A 15,671-nucleotide genomic window follows, 5' to 3' on the forward strand; every position below is an offset into this window, starting at 1 on the left:
TCCTTTACAAAACCATTGTTAAAAATTATCTTCCCTTAGAATTTAAGGGACCACCTATACAGGAAGTCCCAACCTCTAATTATTTTGTGATTTCATCAATTTTATCATTTATTTTTTGTAGTAATTCCAATTGTTTTTCAGTATTGTAATATTTTTCATGCATGGGAATGGAGGCTTCCCGGAAAACTTCTATTTCCTCAGGGGTTAACTCATAATAGTTCACTCCTGAGTCTATAATTTTTTGACGGTATTCGTCCTCAGATGCAACTAACTCTTCTCTTGCTACATTTCTAGCTTCCTTTTCAGCTTCAATAATCGCGTTCTGAACAGAATTAGGTAGACCCTCAAACCATGACAGATTTGCCATAAGGATATAAGTCATTCCACCGTGATGACTTTCAATAATAGTGTCTTGCACTTCATGGTAATTGTTTAAAAAGATTGTTTGTATTGGATTTTCCTGTCCATCCACAACTCCTTGTTGAAGAGCGTTATATAATTCCGCGTATGGAACCGGAATTGGACTTCCTCCCCACTCTTCATATTGAGCTAATAAAATTGGGGCCTCCATTGTTCTCATGGTAACGCCTTCAAAATCTTCAGGTTTATGAATTTCTATACCATTTGTAGTAAATAACTTATATCCACCAGGCCAAAAACCAAGTCCTTTAAACCCACCCGTTTCTAATGTAGCCAATAATTCATCGCCAACCTCACTATCTAGCAACTCATACATTTGCTTAGTTTTTGTTGGTAGCAGGTATGGAAGATCAAGAACCTTAATATCATCAACAAACGGAGACACTACCGCGCTTGGTTGCATTGTAATATTGATTTCCCCAAACTGAGTTGCCTCTACTTGTTCCCTAAGACTTCCGAGTTGTAGAGAAGGATATATTTTAACAGTAACTTGTCCATCTGTTTTGCTTTCTACAAGCTCTTTGAATTTTACAGCCCCCTTGTGTTCAGGACTATCCAATGGTTGGTTGTGACTGAAGGTTATCTCTATTGGATCATACCCTTCTTCATCCGCCCCAGCTTGGCTCCCCGATTCCTCGCTACATGCGACTAAAATCAAAATAATTAAGATGGAAAAAAAGCCCATTAGTATCGATTTTGTTTTTGACATATTTTTTGCACCCCTCTTTTTATATTTAAAATCCTATTCAAATAAATCTTACCTGAATTTTCACAATACATCTTTGTCTATTCGGACTAAATACTTAAGAAATTTTTATTAATAACAACAATCGCATTTAACAATTACAATCTTTTACCTCTGAAAGAAACAAATGAAATAATTGTTAATTTTCTGATTTTACAATAGAAAAACTTATAAAGTTCCACAAAAATCGTTTTGTGGAACTTTATACAATTTAACTGTGATTGGTTTGATATGAATTCATCAACTTTATTCTTTTAAATCACAATCTAAAGCATTAAATAACTAGGTATAGAAGAGTCCCATAATAAGGGCGGGGTAAAAAAAACAAATAAACTGATAAAGCACCCTTTCATATTGCAAATTAATCTTAGATTCTAGGAGAGGTAAAAGACAGTAAAGTTCCTAAAACTTTGGAGGTGTAATAACTAAATTAAGCGTATTTTTTAAATTACAGCCAAAAGTTTAAAGCTTAAAATATTGTCTTAAGCTGATATACTTCAATGAACTCGTTATAATCTAAGTCTAGTTGTTTGCAGTAATATTCTACCTTTCCAAAGAAGTTGAAATCTTTATCTACAGGCATATCACGGTTCTCCGAAAAAAACACTAATAAGTCAAACAGTTCTTCAAAGGCTTTCAATTTATCTTTTTGATCCACTTTTATCACACCCTTTCATTGTCATTATCACTGATGTTAAATTAAAGCAAACAACGAACATTCAGAAAAACAACAATTAAAAAATTAATCTAACTTTGTCTTATTATAACTGATTATAGATGGGTAAAGCAAAACAGTTTTCAAGGTTGTAGAAAAGCCGACAATTTTTTTGTTTTGTTCGCTTATCCTCATTCGAAACCCAGATGCTATGGATTCACTCTATTATCAACTTAATGAGCAAATTGGGAAAATAAGATGTTAAACCACTCATATTAATTAGTTTGTTTATATTAGACTTTTTATCCATACATCCATTTAATGATGGGAACGGTAGAATGGCTCCCATTTTAACCTTACTTCTTTTATATAAATTCGGTTTTGAATTAGGTAGATATATCAGTTTGGAAAAGATCATCGAAGACTCAAAGGAAAGCTATTATGAAACTTTACGTCAATCTTCTCAAGGATTGCACGAAAATGATATTTTTCCCTGGGTAAATTTCATTTTAGGTATCTTTGTATCAGCGTACAAGGAATTTTAATCAAGATTCGTACAATCGGGAAAAGGTAATAAAGCAGCTAGAATTAATAAATTTATTGTGAATAAGCTTAGATTTTTTACTAAAGAGGTAATTCGTAAAGCTTGTCCAGATGTAAGTGAATCGACAATCAATTGGGTACTTAATGAATTGAGATTTCAAGATATTATTGAACCGAGTGATCTAGGTAGGAACTCGAAATGGAAGAGGAAACAGTGAGGTAGGCAAGGATTGAAATTCGGGGGACAGGGGGCAGGTTCCTATCCCTCATCCAATTAAATATATTGTCATATTTTGTAATAATTTGTGACTGAACTGTATTCTTCTCTTAATCTCATACTCTATATAATTCTGCTAGAATAGACATTGGCATCAAAATTCACGTGAAGGAGAGAATACATAATGTTAACTAAAAAATATTCTATAGGAAAGTATATTGGAACAACCGTTTTTGTCACATCACTCACATTTTCACCAGTAGTTGCTGGAAGTGTTTTTGCCCAAGGAGCACCGGATGAGGATGCAACTGCAAGTGAAACTACTAAAGAAGTATCTAGTCCAATTGTTACCGATCATTCAAATCTTATTTTAGCTGGCAACAGAGGAGAAGCTGTCACTAATGTTCAATCAGCCTTAAATGACCATGGTTACGATCTTGAGAGTGACGGAATTTTTGGCCCGAAAACTGATAATGCAGTGCGAGATTTTCAACAGGCTAATTCCCTATTAATCGATGGAATTGTCGGACCGGAGACAAAAAAGGCATTATCTATAACCTCAGGTACGGAAGAGGAACAACTAATAATTTCTGAAGCACCTGAACAGCAAACAAAATCAACAACCGTGAGCACATCATCTGATATTGTTGAAATTGCCGAAAGCGTAGTTGGCAGCCCTTATCAATTTGGAGGAACAACGCCCGCCGGTTTTGACAGCAGTGGTTTCATCAACTATGTATTTGAGCAAGCTGGTATTCCTTTAGATAGAACCCATGCTGGAATGTGGGAAAATAATGGCACACATGTAGACACCCCAAGTCCTGGCGACGTTGTGTTTTTTGAAAATACGTATCAGGAAGGCGTATCTCATAGCGGCATATACATCGGAAATAACCAAATGATTCATGCTGGTACAGAAGAAACAGGTGTAGAAGTAACATCCCTTGATTACAACTACTGGCAAAGCCGCTATATTGGAGCAAAATCGTTTCAATAAATTTTAGGGGACAGTCCCCCATCGCTTTAAAGCGCTAAAGAATCGAGCTTTGTTTTATAAACCCCCAATCCATCAGAGATTGGGGGTTTTATAATGAAAGATTTTTTCAGTAAGTTGTTAATGGAAGGAGTATTGGAATCGTGGTGGCATTAATTCCGAACACTTTATTAGTAGAAGTCTGAAATTGATAGTAGATGTAGCCCTCAAGATAACAGGGCATAACAAACAAACCATCAAATGATGCCCTTTTTAAAATGTTCAGAAACTCTTGATCTTGAATCCATAGATCGATGGATTCTTTCGGAAACAAGATGCGATTTCGAAACTTTAAATGTGGAATCTGCTTCAAGTTAGCCATAAGATAAATAGTATCCGTATGAACCCCAAGATAATTCGCAACTTCTTTAACCGTTAACGTTTGTCGTTCCAATGGCCCCCCCTTTTAATGAAGATGAAAGTGAAAAATAACGTATTCAAACGGAATAAAACACTTCTACTTCTATAATCGTTACAAGAGGTCGGTTTGGTGGCGTTTGAAAATATATTAATTTATTTTTATGGATGGTTCGTTTTGGGTGGGATTAATTTTGGATGGTAACGATATCGAGCGGATATTTTTTAATGGGAGCATTGAGAATTAGTGGTGTTACATGGGTTTCTTTTAGTGATTTGTTGTGGAAAGGCTACTTTTTCAAGAGTAGCCTTCTAATTTAAAATAGATTAATTGTATTTCCCTATAGGTGCGTGTTCAAAAAGTCGGCAAATTAGAAACAAGAAGTTCGAGGCGGTGTAGTTTTGAGGATCGGAATGTAGGCTATTCCTACATGAGAACCGGAAAAACAAGCCAACGAAGAAGTTCGCCGTTTATCATTTGGTGACTTTTTGAACATCCTCTATAAGCTTCCGTACACAACTTTACCTTTAACCATTACTGCATTTCGAATAGGTTTTCGTGCTACTAATTCAGCAGATGAAGCAGCATCTACAAATACGAAATCAGCCGGGTCTTCTTTCTTTGGCCACTGTTTTTCTCCTTGATCATTCAAAGGTGTTATCCCTTTTGTCGCCCACTTCAAGGCCTTTCGTAACTGATTTTCATCTTTAAGACCTGCCAGTTCACAAAATTTAGTTACCTTCTCCAATACATCACCTGTCCCATGTGGGCTCCAAGAGTCAAAAAATCCATCGCATCCAAAATGAACGTCAACACCATGCTTATCTAGCAACTGAACAGGAGGTAATGATTTGGTAAGGGGTATCGTCGACATAACTGCCACCTTTTGTTCTGCTAATCGTTCAGCAAGCTGTTGTGCTCGAATTTCTGGAACCTCTCCGATACAAAACGCATGACTAATTGCGCTCCGTCCTCGCCAACCTGAATCTGCTGTCATATCCAACCATTTATCAATGGTATACCACCCCATATGCCCCCCATCATGAAGGTGAATATCTACATCTGCATCGAACTCTGTAGCAATATCCATCGTTGTATACAATGACTTTTCAATCGACCGATCAATTCCAGCTGGATCTAATCCACCGACCATGGTTGCTCCAGATCGCATAGCTTCCTTCATTAAATGTGGAACTTCATCCCTAAGCAGTCCGTGTTGCGGGAATGCAATTATATCTGCAGTAACAATCCCTTTATAATCTTCTAACGCTGCTAAAACTCCTTCAAGATTTTTCAATCCTATGTAGGGATCAATGTTTACATGTGTTCGAATATGTGTCGACCCTTGAGATAAAAGCGTTTCAATCATTGTTTTCGCACGTTGCTTCGTAGTAGGAGCTAGTTCTACAAGTTCTTCAGCCTCATGATGTAGTCTCTCCTTTAAATTTCGAACCGGTTTACACGATTTCCACCCTAAACTCATATACGTTTTATCTAGATGATTATGCATTTCTTTAAAGGTAGGCACAGCTAAAAGTCCTTTAGCATCTAGCTTTTCACTTTCCCCATCAGGAATAGAAATGTTTTCTTCAATTTGATCGACAATCTTTCCTCCTTCGACTTTTAAATGAAAAATACCCGTTTTTGTAAAGACGTATCCTTCCTCATCTGTATAACTTCCCGTTTCCAACTTTATATTTTGAATCCACATTGTCTCCATTGATTTAAAAACCTCCTGTCTCTACTTGAACCGCATCCTTATTGATTTCGATCTTTTTTCCTTGATGAATAGTATGAGAAATCGATTTTCTACGTGCCACAGCTTCCGCAGAACAACTTGCATCGACAAGCAACATATTAGCTTGATCGCCAACCTTTGGCCATACTTGTTTACCTGACTCATTTAATGGGGCTATACCTCCACTTGCAAATTTCCAAGCTTGGCTCAACGATTTTTCATCTATTAATTTAAAACGTTCCGCTAATATACTCAGTTTTTCAATTGTATTTCCAGTTCCAAAAGGACTCCAATGATCTGTTAAGCTATCATGCCCCACAGATACAGGTATACCGGCCTTATCTAATGTAAAAATTGGAACTGTTGGACGGTTAATTGGTATGGTAGAAGTAATATCAATTTGTGCAGATTGAAGCATTTCAATTGTTTCCTTTAAATCATTACCTGATAGATCTCCAAGTGCCAGCGCGTGGCTAATAGTCACTTTACCTTCTAGGCTAGCTTGCTTTGTTAAAGTAGCTAGTTTATCAAATGTGAATGCACCAAGTGAATCCGGGTCATGCAGGTGAATGTCCATCCCGGCCCCAGCCTGAACAGCAATATCGACCATCGTTTCTAATGACCGGTCAATATCACGGTCAACTGTGGCTGGATCAACACCCCCAACCAAGGTTGCTCCCGATTGCATCGCTTCACGCATTAAGCCCTCTACATTGCTACGGAGTAATCCATGCTGTGGAAATGCAACAATTTCATATGTCAGTTGATTTTTATAACGTTCAAGTACGTTGACTGTTACCTCAAGATTTTTCAACCCAATTGATGGATCAATATTACAATGGGTACGAATATGGGTATGCCCCTGATCTAGTAGATGCTGTACTACTCTTTCAGCTCTTTTCTCTGCCACCGCCAACTGTTTCGGTAACAGCTTTTGTTCTTCTTCTATTCTAGTAAAAATGCCTTTCGTAATAGGCTTACATGCTTTCCATGGACCACTAAAGTAAGTTTTATCGATATGGATATGCATTTCGCGAAGAGATGGCATCAACAACTGACCATTAGCCTCAAGGATAGCCACATCTTCTGGAACCTCAATTGAATCATTACTTTCTACAATAACGCCCTGTCTCACTAGGATATCTTTCTTTTCCGTCTTCGTTTTAATGGTTACTCCGTCTTGCTCTTCAAACCCTGTTTCTAACCGGGCATTTTTAATTAGTAAGTTTTGCACGAAAATATTCCTCCTTAAAATAAGAGGGGGAAGATAATCCCCCTCCAGTGGTGTTTTTCTTATTTCACAGTGGCATCGTTTATCATGAGATAACTAGCAGCACTTAACCAAAAGTTTTCTACATTGTTGTTGTATACCGCAAGATGTTCGTAATTCCGAATAGGAATGTATACTGCCTCTTCCATTTCAATTTGCATTGCTTTTTCGTACAATTCTTTACGCTTATCTGGGCTTGTTTCTCGACGTGCAGCTTCAATTAATTGGTCGACTTTTTCATTTGTGTAATAGAAATGGTTCCCGGGTGGTCCATGGGAATCGGAATGGAACAAATTATACTGGTTATAATCACCATCGCCTGTTGCATTTCCCCATCCACCGATGAACATATCGTGATCCCCACTATCCACAGCAGAAATATAGGCACCATACTCAAGCACTTGGATTTCAATATCTACTCCTATGCCTTTGAGTTGGGATTTTATAACCTCAGCCATACTTACTCTTTCTTTACGATCGCTTGTGATCAATGTTAGACTAACTCCGTCCTCAAATCCCGCTTCTTTCATTAATTCTTTGGCCTTGTTAATGTTATACTCATACGGCTCAATATTTTCACTATATCCAAAAACTTTAGGACTCATAGCAGAGTTAGCTAGTGTGCCAATATTATTATATATACCGTCAATAATCGCACTTCGTTCAATTGCATGACTAATGGCTTGACGTAGCTTCACATTATCTAATGGAGCATTCTGAGTGTTAAAACCAACATACTCAACCGCTAAGCCATCAGTCCGGTAAAGATTCAATGTATCTGAATTGTTGATACGCTCAATTTCTGAAACCGGGACCTGATCGGTAATATGCGCTTCTCCAGTTTCAATCATTGCAAGTCTTGTTGCAGATTCAGGAACTACCTGGAAAACGACCTTATCAATATTCGGTTTCTCACCCCAGTAATCTTCGTTTTTAACAAGCGTAATATCCTGTCCAGAATTCCAAGATTCAAAAGTGAATGGGCCAGTTCCTACCGGATGAGCAGCCAATGATTCCGGATTCTCGGAAATTACCTTGGGACTGATAATACTTCCTTCATTGCTTGCCAGAATAGAGAGAAGTGGAGCATATGGTGCATTAAGAAGCAACTGAACCGTCGTCTCATCAATTACTTTTACTTCTTCAATCATACTTAGCTTATCACGCTGAGGCGATTCCGTAGCTGGATCAAGCAAACGATCAAATGTGGCTTTCACAGCCTCTGCGTTAAAGGGAGCTCCATCATGAAAAGTAATTCCTTCATTTAATTTAAATTCCCAAGTATTTTCATCTATCTGTTTCCACTCTTTTGCTAACTTCGGAACAATTTCCATATCTTTATTAAAGGCAACAAGCGTCTCATACACCTTTTGATAAATAATATTTGCAGAAGGAATATTTGTAATAAAATGTGGATCAAGGTTTGTCGCATCGGCTTGAATGGCAATTTTCAATGTTCCTCCTCCCGTATTCCCTTCTTTTGTATCTTTTTTATCTGTCTCTTCAGCCCCGCCACTTGTCGAACATGCTTGAAGAATCATAATCGTAAGTAAAAGGATTATAAGAGTTAAACAAGACTTCCTGCGAACGAAACGTTTTAACATAGTCATACATTGATCATCCCTTTCGATTTTGTGATTGCTACTGCACCACTTATTAGCATTATAAGAGATAATAGTTTATTTTTTTTGCAGTATTCTTACAATTTTTTAAGATATTTTGACAATTTGGAATAATAGGATTTACTTTCATCTAGAATCCTCTATTCTTAAGGTACAAAGTAACAGTGAATTTAAAAAGGAGGTCCATTATGGAAGCACAATTAAAACCGCAACAAGATTCGATATCCTTCAATGAGATTCGAAGACAACAACGAATAGAAAGAATGAAAACATTTATCGAAAAACTAGTTCGAAATAAGGCTGCATTAGTAGGAGGATTAATTGTTCTATTTTATTTGATGATCGCACTATTCGCCCCACTTCTTGCACCTTATAGCCCGTTTGCGATTGATTTACCAAATAAACTTCAGGCACCATCATTTGAACATTGGATGGGTACTGATGACAAAGGTAGAGACATTCTAAGTCGTATCCTTTATGGTGCGCGTCTATCCATGTCGGTTGGAGTTGCGGCTGTGGCGTTCGGAGCTTTTTTCGGAATTATTATGGGGATGGCGGCAGGCTATTATGGCGGATTAATTGACTCGATTCTCAGCCGAGTGCTTGATGTTATGCTTGCATTTCCTGGGATCTTGTTAGCATTGGCAATTATCAGTGCTCTAGGTCCGAGCCTATTCAATGTAACAGTAGCTGTTGGTGTGTTTTCCGTACCATTATTTGCACGAATTGCACGTGGCTCAACGATGGAAGTACGTAAACTAGAATATGTTGACGCCATTCGCTCCCTCGGGGCCCATGATGGAACAATCATCTTCAGGCATATATTACCTAATATTTTGTCACCCTTAATTGTACAAGGAACTTTACGCCTAGCGACGGCAATTCTATCAGCTGCGGGACTATCGTTTCTCGGACTGGGAGCACAGCCACCTTCACCTGAATGGGGTGCAATGCTTTCAAATGGACGTGACTTTATATTCAGTGCACCATATATGGCCATTTTCCCGGGTTTAACAATTGCGTTGTTAGTAATGGGTTGTAACCTGTTTGGTGACGGCTTGCGTGATGCACTCGATCCAAGAATGAAATCATAAAAAGGAGGAAAATTTTATGCTCACTTTTATTATCAAACGATTACTTCAAACAATTCCAGTCATTCTCGGCATTACTTTAGTTATCTTTTTAATCATGCAAATGGTTCCGGGAGATTCAGCTCAAGTTCTTGCAGGTGAGGGTGCTTCACAAGAAACTATTGAAAATCTTAGGCACAGTCTTGGTTTAGATCGACCACTCCATGTTCAGTACTTCGATTATATTCGTGGACTATTTCAAGGAGACCTTGGGGTTTCAGCTAAAAGCCATCAGCCTGTTATTGATGAAATCTTGGCACGACTTCCAATAACAATTGAGCTTGCGTTTTATAGTACTTTAATTACCATCATTCTCGGTATGACTGCAGGAATAATTTCAGCGGTTCGCCCATACTCATTGTCAGATATGAGCGTTACGGTTGTTGCGCTGCTCGGAATCTCTTTCCCTAGTTTTTGGTTGGGTTTGATTCTAATGTACATTTTTTCAGTGGAGTTACAGTGGTTTCCAGTTGCTGGATGGGAGAGTATTAGTCACATGGTTTTACCGGCCTTTACGCTTGGAGCAGGTGGTGCCGCGATTGTTGCTAGAATGACTCGTTCAAGCATGCTTGAAGTTGTAAGGCAGGATTATATTCGTACCGCACGTGCAAAAGGGATTAAAAGCTATCTAGTAATTTACAAACACGCGTTAAGAAATGCTTTAATTCCTGTCATTACAGTTGTTGGACTCCAATTCGGTGCTTTGCTTGGTGGTACTGTTTTGATTGAATCGGTATTTGCTATAAATGGACTTGGACGTCTAATAGTAGAATCCATCCGAATGCGTGATATACCAATGGTACAGGGTGCAATACTAGTCGCCTCTCTAGTATTCGTAATTGTTAACTTGTTTGTTGATATTTTATACCGATTTTTCAACCGTCGAATTGACTTAAATTAAAGGGAGTGATTTCACAATGAAACAAGAAAAAGTACTTGAAATTGATCAACTAAAAACTTATTTCCAAACAAAGAAAGGCGTTGGTAAAGTTGTTGACGGCATTGATCTAGTTCTTCATAAAGGAGAAACGCTTGGTATTGTTGGGGAGTCTGGTTGCGGAAAAAGTATGACATCCTTGTCAATTTTACAACTTATTCCAGACCCTGGGAAAATTGTAGCGGGGTCGATTCGCTTAAATAACGAGGAGTTGATTGGTAAGTCTGAAAAGCAAATGCGGACTATACGTGGAAATCAAATATCAATGATTTTCCAGGAACCGATGACATCTTTAAACCCTGTCATTTCAGTAGGAGAACAAATCGCCGAAACCATTCGGGAACATCAGGGATTGAGCCGAAAACAGGCCTTTAAAAAAAGTATTGAAATGCTTGAACTAGTTGGAATACCTTCACCAGAACAACGTGCGAAACAAGAGCCATTTCAATTAAGCGGTGGTATGCGTCAACGCGTTATGATTGCAATGGCCCTAGCTTGCAACCCTGAAGTATTAATCGCTGATGAGCCAACCACAGCACTCGATGTGACAATTCAATCACAAATTATAAAGTTAATGAAAGACCTACAAAAAAAGCTCAATATGGGAGTTGTCTTCATTACCCATGACCTCGGTGTTGTAGCAGAAACATGTGACAAAGTAGCCGTCATGTATGCTGGGGAAATTGTGGAATACTCCACAACCGAAAAACTATTTCGTCATCCTAAGCATCCTTACACAAAAGGACTTCTCCGGTCACTACCGAAACTTTATGAAGATCAGGAAGAACTGATGGCAATGGAGGGTAGCATCCCTAGTCCCTTCAAAGAACACCAAGGATGTAAGTTTGCTGATCGCTGTCCAATTGTCGAAGAGTCCTGTCACCATATACATCCTAATCTCAAAATCAGTTCAGACGAATCATATCAAGTTCGCTGCTTACTTCATCAAGATGATAAAGAGATTAAGGAAGGAGTGAGTATCTCATGATGGTCACAACAAAACCTTTACTTGAAGTAAAACACCTAAAACAATATTTTTCGGTTAAAAGAGAATCCCCCTTTAAAGCAAAACAATATGTTAAAGCCGTGGATGATATTTCTTTTGACGTTGAAGAGGGTACAACATTAAGTATAGTTGGAGAATCTGGTTGCGGAAAGTCTACAACCGGGCGTGCTATTCTTAGACTGGAAAACCCAACAGATGGAGAAATTCATTTTGAAGGACGTGATCTAGCTAAGTTATCACGTAAAGAATTAAAGGAGGTTCGTGGTGATATCCAAGTGATTTTTCAGGATCCTTTTGCATCACTTAATCCAAGAAGAACTATCCGCCAAATGCTGAACGAAGCAATGGAAATACAAAACGTACTACGAAAGTCTGAACGCGAGGATCGGATGCTTAAACTTATGTCACTTGTTGGACTCACCCCTGATTCCTTGGAGCGTTTACCCCACGAATTTAGCGGTGGCCAACGTCAACGTATCGGTATTGCTAGAGCCTTATCCGTTAACCCTAAAATGATTATTTGTGATGAAGCTGTTTCCGCTCTTGATGTGTCAATTCAAGCGCAGGTATTAAACTTACTCAAAAAACTTCAGAAACAATTTAACATGACATATGTCTTTGTCTCGCATGACTTAAGTGTTGTTCGTCATATTTCAGACCGCATCATGGTTATGTATCTTGGCAAGGTGGTGGAGATTGCCGATAAACATTCATTATTTGGTAAACCCCTCCATCCTTATACAAAAGCACTGTTATCATCAATTCCTGTTCCTGACTTAGATGTGAAGAGGAATGTTATTGAAATTAAAGGAGACGTACCCTCACCAATTAATCCTCCATCCGGATGTCGTTTTCATACGCGTTGTCCATTTGCGACGGAATATTGTAGCGAGGTCGAACCAAAGTTAAAAACATTTGATAATGATCATATAGTCGCTTGTCATTATGCTGAGAAATTCTTATCTTAATCCAATATATATTCATGTATAATGTAACTAACGATCTTAAAGGATGGAGTCTGATGGTATGATCAACCTAGAAACTCTTTCTATATATATTATGATTTGTGTATTAGCTCCTTTAATCGGGGCTTTTACACTTTTATTTTTATTCATATTTGAAAAACAAATAGACTCATTAAAAAGTAAGGCCAATCGCCTTGCACTTGAGCAGGAGCTACAACGTACGAGGTTTGACGTGCTGAGCCAGCAAATTCAACCCCACTTCTTCTTTAATACATTAAATGTTATCATGAGCCTAGCTAGACTCGACCGTAAAAAAGATTTAATTAGCTCAATTGAAATTTTATCAAAGTTCTTTAAACACAAATTCACCAGTGACCAATCACTATCAACAATTGAACAAGAGCTCCAATATACCAACTATTATTTAGATATACAAAAGCTACGATTCGGGGATCGCTTGCACGTAAAACAGCATGTAGAGCCTAAAATACGTAATAAAATGATCCCAACATATGTTATTCAAACTTTCGTTGAGAATTGTTTTAAGCATGGATTTGAAAGATATCAAGGAAACGCTGAATTAGTTATTAGCATTCATTCCTGTGATGAAGAAGTGATTCTAGAAGTATGGAATAACAAAGGTGAAGTTGGTCGAAGTGAAGCGAACTCTCAACCAAAGCAGGAAGGCATAGGTTTAGAAAATGTAAGAGAAAGACTATTCTTACTCTTCCCTGATAAAAAAGCAGACTTGATTCTCATTGAAAGAGCCACTTTTACATTAGTTCGAATGGAATGGCCATTACAAGAACAGTAGATATACAAGGAGGGATATACTCGTGAATATTCTTTTAGTTGATGATGAGCAATTAGAACTTGAACAACTTGAATATCTTCTAAAACCTTTTTTTAACTTTAAATCTGTTTATAAAGCAAAAGATGCATCCAGAGCACTCGATATTGTAGATAAAGTAGCAATTCAACTTGCTTTTGTTGATATTCAATTACCAGGAAAATCAGGTTTAGAGCTTGCCAAGCAATTTAAAAATGACTACCAAATAAAGGTTATCATGGTTACTGCATTTCAATCATTCGAATATGCCCATCAAGCATTACGAATGGGGGTCGAGGATTACATTACAAAGCCTTTGATTGAGAGTGAACTTATTGAGGTTATCCAACCTTATCTCCAGCAGGCAAACTTATCAGATATGGTTAACCAAACACTAGAAACGATTCACAATCGTTTCGATGAACGCCTCACTCTTGGGGAAATTGCTGATGACATCCATGTTAACAATGCTTATTTAAGTAGAAAATTTAATGAAGAGTTAAACACAAATTTCGCTAGTTATTTGAATAATTATCGGATTGAGATGGCCAAACGAATGCTTAAAGAATCCCCTAGGATGAATATTTCACAAGTATCGGAAACATGCGGATTTAATAGTCAACACTATTTTAGTTCATTATTTAAAAAACAAACTGGATTGACTCCTCGTGAATTTCGCTTAAAGGATGTACAAATTTGATGAAAAAATCATATAAATGGTATGTTACTGGAGGGTTATCACTAGGTGCCTCATTTGGGGTTTTAACTTTACTAGCACGCTGGATAACTGCCAATACTATTCTATCCACACCGGAAACATTATTCAAATATGGAATAATTGGAGGTTTAGGGTACTCCCTAATGGGTATCTTCGCTTTTATTTTATTTAGTTTTGTCGCTGTAAAAATAAAACAACGTTTCTCCAAACATGAGACAATTGGAGATGTATTACATGACCGACTTCCAGGTCAATCTTATGTAATTATGATGGGTCTATTGTTACTTACAAGTTTTGATTCTCTATTTATCCAGGCTATGGGTGCTGGTCTTTTATTTCATCTAATATTAGATATACCTGCTTTTATTGGTTTATTTATATTTTTTCTTTATTGCTTTATTTACGCAGGAATTGGAGGTATGGACTCCCTACATAAAATAGAACCAATCAAAATTTCTCTTATTTTTGCAGCCATTATTTTTATACCAGTATATTTTTTTATTCAAGAAGGGATTTATCCAGTTTATGATGGCGTACGACTCTACCACCCCTATCTTTTGTATTGGAAAAACTATGACGGCTTTCTGTTCATTTTAACAGCAATTTTAATTGGTTTTGGACAAGTTATAACCGACCGTGCAACTTGGCAGCGCATTCATATCATTCAACCTACGAAAGTTCGAGCTTCTTTTTGGTTAACTGGGTTAATATGGGGAACAATTCCACTAGCCCTTTTCTCTATGCTTCTTATATCAATTTTTGATAAAAGTTTTGACAATACCTTTACCTTGTTATTCGAATTTATATATAAAATTGACCCGCTCATTTTGGTAATCTTATTCTTTTTATTTTGTTTCAGTACATTATCTACAACAGTTGGTGCAGAGCTACATGCCACCACTGTTTTGATTGTAAAAAACATCATAAACATCAACAAAAACTACTCAGAACGTAAAAAATATAAATTATCGTATTTAATTGCAGGCTTAATTTCTTTGATTTTGTTTATAATTAGTTCTGTTTTTACACCAAATTTATTAGAATTAATTTTCTTCTTTGGCCAATTTTATGGCGCGTTAATTGTTCCGATGCTATGGGTGATTTTCGGAAAGAAAAGACTAAGTGTTTTTTTTGCATATAGTATTTTGGTTGGGATTGGTGTTGGAACCATCGTAATGCTATCAGGAGAATCATTATTGGCTATTTGGATTAGTTTTATCACAAGTGGTATCTTGTCCACTTTCATTTATATGATTGGCCCATCGGAAAAATAAGAACTGATATCACCAAGGTATGTTTCGGATAATGGTTAATTATGTTAGTTGGTTTTCTCCTTTTCATTTAGAATGTCCTGACTAGACATAAGGATGGAATGGGTGGCACTGGGTAACAGGAAAAGGAGAGTACCTATTATACGAAGTTAACAGGTACTCTCCTTTTCTTGCTCAGTCATTTACCTACCTAGTAAACTTGATGCCGTTGATG

15 protein-coding genes are annotated in these 15,671 nt (G+C 37.3%); 9 read left to right on the plus strand and 6 right to left on the minus strand.

Features of this window, described 5'->3' with window-relative positions; translation table 11 throughout:
* Window positions 1-79: 79 nt before the first annotated feature.
* Together CFK40_RS14835 and CFK40_RS14840 are read right to left on the minus strand one after the other, a co-directional pair.
* On the minus strand, window positions 80-1,129 hold the full coding sequence (locus CFK40_RS14835; RefSeq protein WP_227001784.1) for a TRAP transporter substrate-binding protein: 1,050 nt from the start codon (window positions 1,127-1,129) through the stop codon (window positions 80-82).
* Between the two features lie 505 nt (window positions 1,130-1,634).
* Window positions 1,635-1,823 carry a hypothetical protein gene (locus CFK40_RS14840; protein ID WP_089533151.1) on the minus strand — a complete coding sequence of 63 codons (189 nt, stop codon included), beginning with the start codon at window positions 1,821-1,823 and terminating at the stop codon, window positions 1,635-1,637.
* A 281-nt stretch (window positions 1,824-2,104) separates the two neighbouring features.
* Here CFK40_RS14840 and CFK40_RS21345 point away from each other — a divergent pair, with 281 nt between their 5' ends.
* Complete coding sequence (locus tag CFK40_RS21345; RefSeq protein WP_264371370.1) at window positions 2,105-2,365, plus strand: Fic family protein; 261 nt, start codon at window positions 2,105-2,107, stop codon at window positions 2,363-2,365.
* 399 nt (window positions 2,366-2,764) lie between these two features.
* The gene (locus CFK40_RS21680) at window positions 2,765-3,577 is read left to right on the plus strand and encodes a C40 family peptidase (RefSeq protein WP_089533153.1); all 813 of its coding nucleotides are present in this window, start codon (window positions 2,765-2,767) and stop codon (window positions 3,575-3,577) included.
* Window positions 3,578-3,683: 106 nt separating this feature from the next.
* Here CFK40_RS21680 and CFK40_RS21685 read toward each other — a convergent pair whose 3' ends face one another.
* The 4 genes from CFK40_RS21685 to CFK40_RS14870 form a co-directional block, all read right to left on the minus strand.
* A complete protein-coding gene (locus CFK40_RS21685; RefSeq protein ID WP_089533157.1) occupies window positions 3,684-4,007 on the minus strand; it encodes a helix-turn-helix domain-containing protein in 324 nt (107 codons plus the stop codon).
* 463 nt (window positions 4,008-4,470) lie between these two features.
* Window positions 4,471-5,691: an amidohydrolase gene (locus CFK40_RS14860; protein WP_089533158.1), complete on the minus strand. Its 1,221-nt coding sequence runs from the start codon at window positions 5,689-5,691 to the stop codon at window positions 4,471-4,473.
* 4 nt (window positions 5,692-5,695) lie between these two features.
* On the minus strand, window positions 5,696-6,943 hold the full coding sequence (locus CFK40_RS14865) for an amidohydrolase (RefSeq protein ID WP_089533159.1): 1,248 nt from the start codon (window positions 6,941-6,943) through the stop codon (window positions 5,696-5,698).
* 59 nt (window positions 6,944-7,002) lie between these two features.
* A complete protein-coding gene (locus tag CFK40_RS14870; protein WP_089533160.1) occupies window positions 7,003-8,589 on the minus strand; it encodes a glutathione ABC transporter substrate-binding protein in 1,587 nt (528 codons plus the stop codon).
* Between the two features lie 200 nt (window positions 8,590-8,789).
* Here CFK40_RS14870 and CFK40_RS14875 point away from each other — a divergent pair, with 200 nt between their 5' ends.
* The 7 genes from CFK40_RS14875 to CFK40_RS14905 are packed head-to-tail and all read left to right on the plus strand — an operon-like array spanning window position 8,790 to window position 15,460.
* Window positions 8,790-9,695 carry an ABC transporter permease gene (locus tag CFK40_RS14875; RefSeq protein WP_089533161.1) on the plus strand — a complete coding sequence of 302 codons (906 nt, stop codon included), beginning with the start codon at window positions 8,790-8,792 and terminating at the stop codon, window positions 9,693-9,695.
* Between the two features lie 16 nt (window positions 9,696-9,711).
* Complete coding sequence (locus CFK40_RS14880; RefSeq protein ID WP_089533162.1) at window positions 9,712-10,632, plus strand: ABC transporter permease; 921 nt, start codon at window positions 9,712-9,714, stop codon at window positions 10,630-10,632.
* Between the two features lie 16 nt (window positions 10,633-10,648).
* Window positions 10,649-11,656 (plus strand): ABC transporter ATP-binding protein, encoded by a 1,008-nt coding sequence (locus tag CFK40_RS14885; RefSeq protein ID WP_089533167.1) that lies wholly within the window; start codon window positions 10,649-10,651, stop codon window positions 11,654-11,656.
* The gene (locus CFK40_RS14890) at window positions 11,653-12,642 is read left to right on the plus strand and encodes an ABC transporter ATP-binding protein (protein WP_405196554.1); all 990 of its coding nucleotides are present in this window, start codon (window positions 11,653-11,655) and stop codon (window positions 12,640-12,642) included. Before CFK40_RS14885 ends, CFK40_RS14890 begins: the two co-directional genes overlap by 4 nt.
* A gap of 58 nt (window positions 12,643-12,700) precedes the next feature.
* Window positions 12,701-13,453, plus strand: a complete 753-nt coding sequence (locus CFK40_RS14895; RefSeq protein ID WP_089533169.1) for a sensor histidine kinase — start codon at window positions 12,701-12,703, stop codon at window positions 13,451-13,453.
* A gap of 22 nt (window positions 13,454-13,475) precedes the next feature.
* Window positions 13,476-14,168: a response regulator transcription factor gene (locus tag CFK40_RS14900; protein WP_089533170.1), complete on the plus strand. Its 693-nt coding sequence runs from the start codon at window positions 13,476-13,478 to the stop codon at window positions 14,166-14,168.
* Window positions 14,168-15,460: a sodium:solute symporter family transporter gene (locus tag CFK40_RS14905; RefSeq protein WP_089533171.1), complete on the plus strand. Its 1,293-nt coding sequence runs from the start codon at window positions 14,168-14,170 to the stop codon at window positions 15,458-15,460. The genes CFK40_RS14900 and CFK40_RS14905 overlap by 1 nt, the downstream gene beginning before the upstream one ends.
* Window positions 15,461-15,671: the final 211 nt, after the last annotated feature.

Origin of the sequence: Virgibacillus necropolis (assembly GCF_002224365.1) — a bacterium.
Lineage (GTDB): Bacteria > Bacillota > Bacilli > Bacillales > Amphibacillaceae > Virgibacillus_F > Virgibacillus_F necropolis.

What these genes read in the sequence shown, in the direction of transcription:
- CFK40_RS14835 (WP_227001784.1), bottom strand. Translation starts at nt 1,129, where the DNA reads ATGTCAAAAACAAAATCGATACTAATGGGCTTTTTTTCCATCTTAATT.
- CFK40_RS21680 (WP_089533153.1), top strand. Translation starts at nt 2,765, where the DNA reads ATGTTAACTAAAAAATATTCTATAGGAAAGTATATTGGAACAACCGTT.
- CFK40_RS14860 (WP_089533158.1), bottom strand. Translation starts at nt 5,691, where the DNA reads ATGGAGACAATGTGGATTCAAAATATAAAGTTGGAAACGGGAAGTTAT.
- CFK40_RS14870 (WP_089533160.1), bottom strand. Translation starts at nt 8,589, where the DNA reads ATGACTATGTTAAAACGTTTCGTTCGCAGGAAGTCTTGTTTAACTCTT.
- CFK40_RS14875 (WP_089533161.1), top strand. Translation starts at nt 8,790, where the DNA reads ATGGAAGCACAATTAAAACCGCAACAAGATTCGATATCCTTCAATGAG.
- CFK40_RS14880 (WP_089533162.1), top strand. Translation starts at nt 9,712, where the DNA reads ATGCTCACTTTTATTATCAAACGATTACTTCAAACAATTCCAGTCATT.
- CFK40_RS14885 (WP_089533167.1), top strand. Translation starts at nt 10,649, where the DNA reads ATGAAACAAGAAAAAGTACTTGAAATTGATCAACTAAAAACTTATTTC.
- CFK40_RS14890 (WP_405196554.1), top strand. Translation starts at nt 11,653, where the DNA reads ATGATGGTCACAACAAAACCTTTACTTGAAGTAAAACACCTAAAACAA.
- CFK40_RS14895 (WP_089533169.1), top strand. Translation starts at nt 12,701, where the DNA reads ATGATCAACCTAGAAACTCTTTCTATATATATTATGATTTGTGTATTA.
- CFK40_RS14905 (WP_089533171.1), top strand. Translation starts at nt 14,168, where the DNA reads ATGAAAAAATCATATAAATGGTATGTTACTGGAGGGTTATCACTAGGT.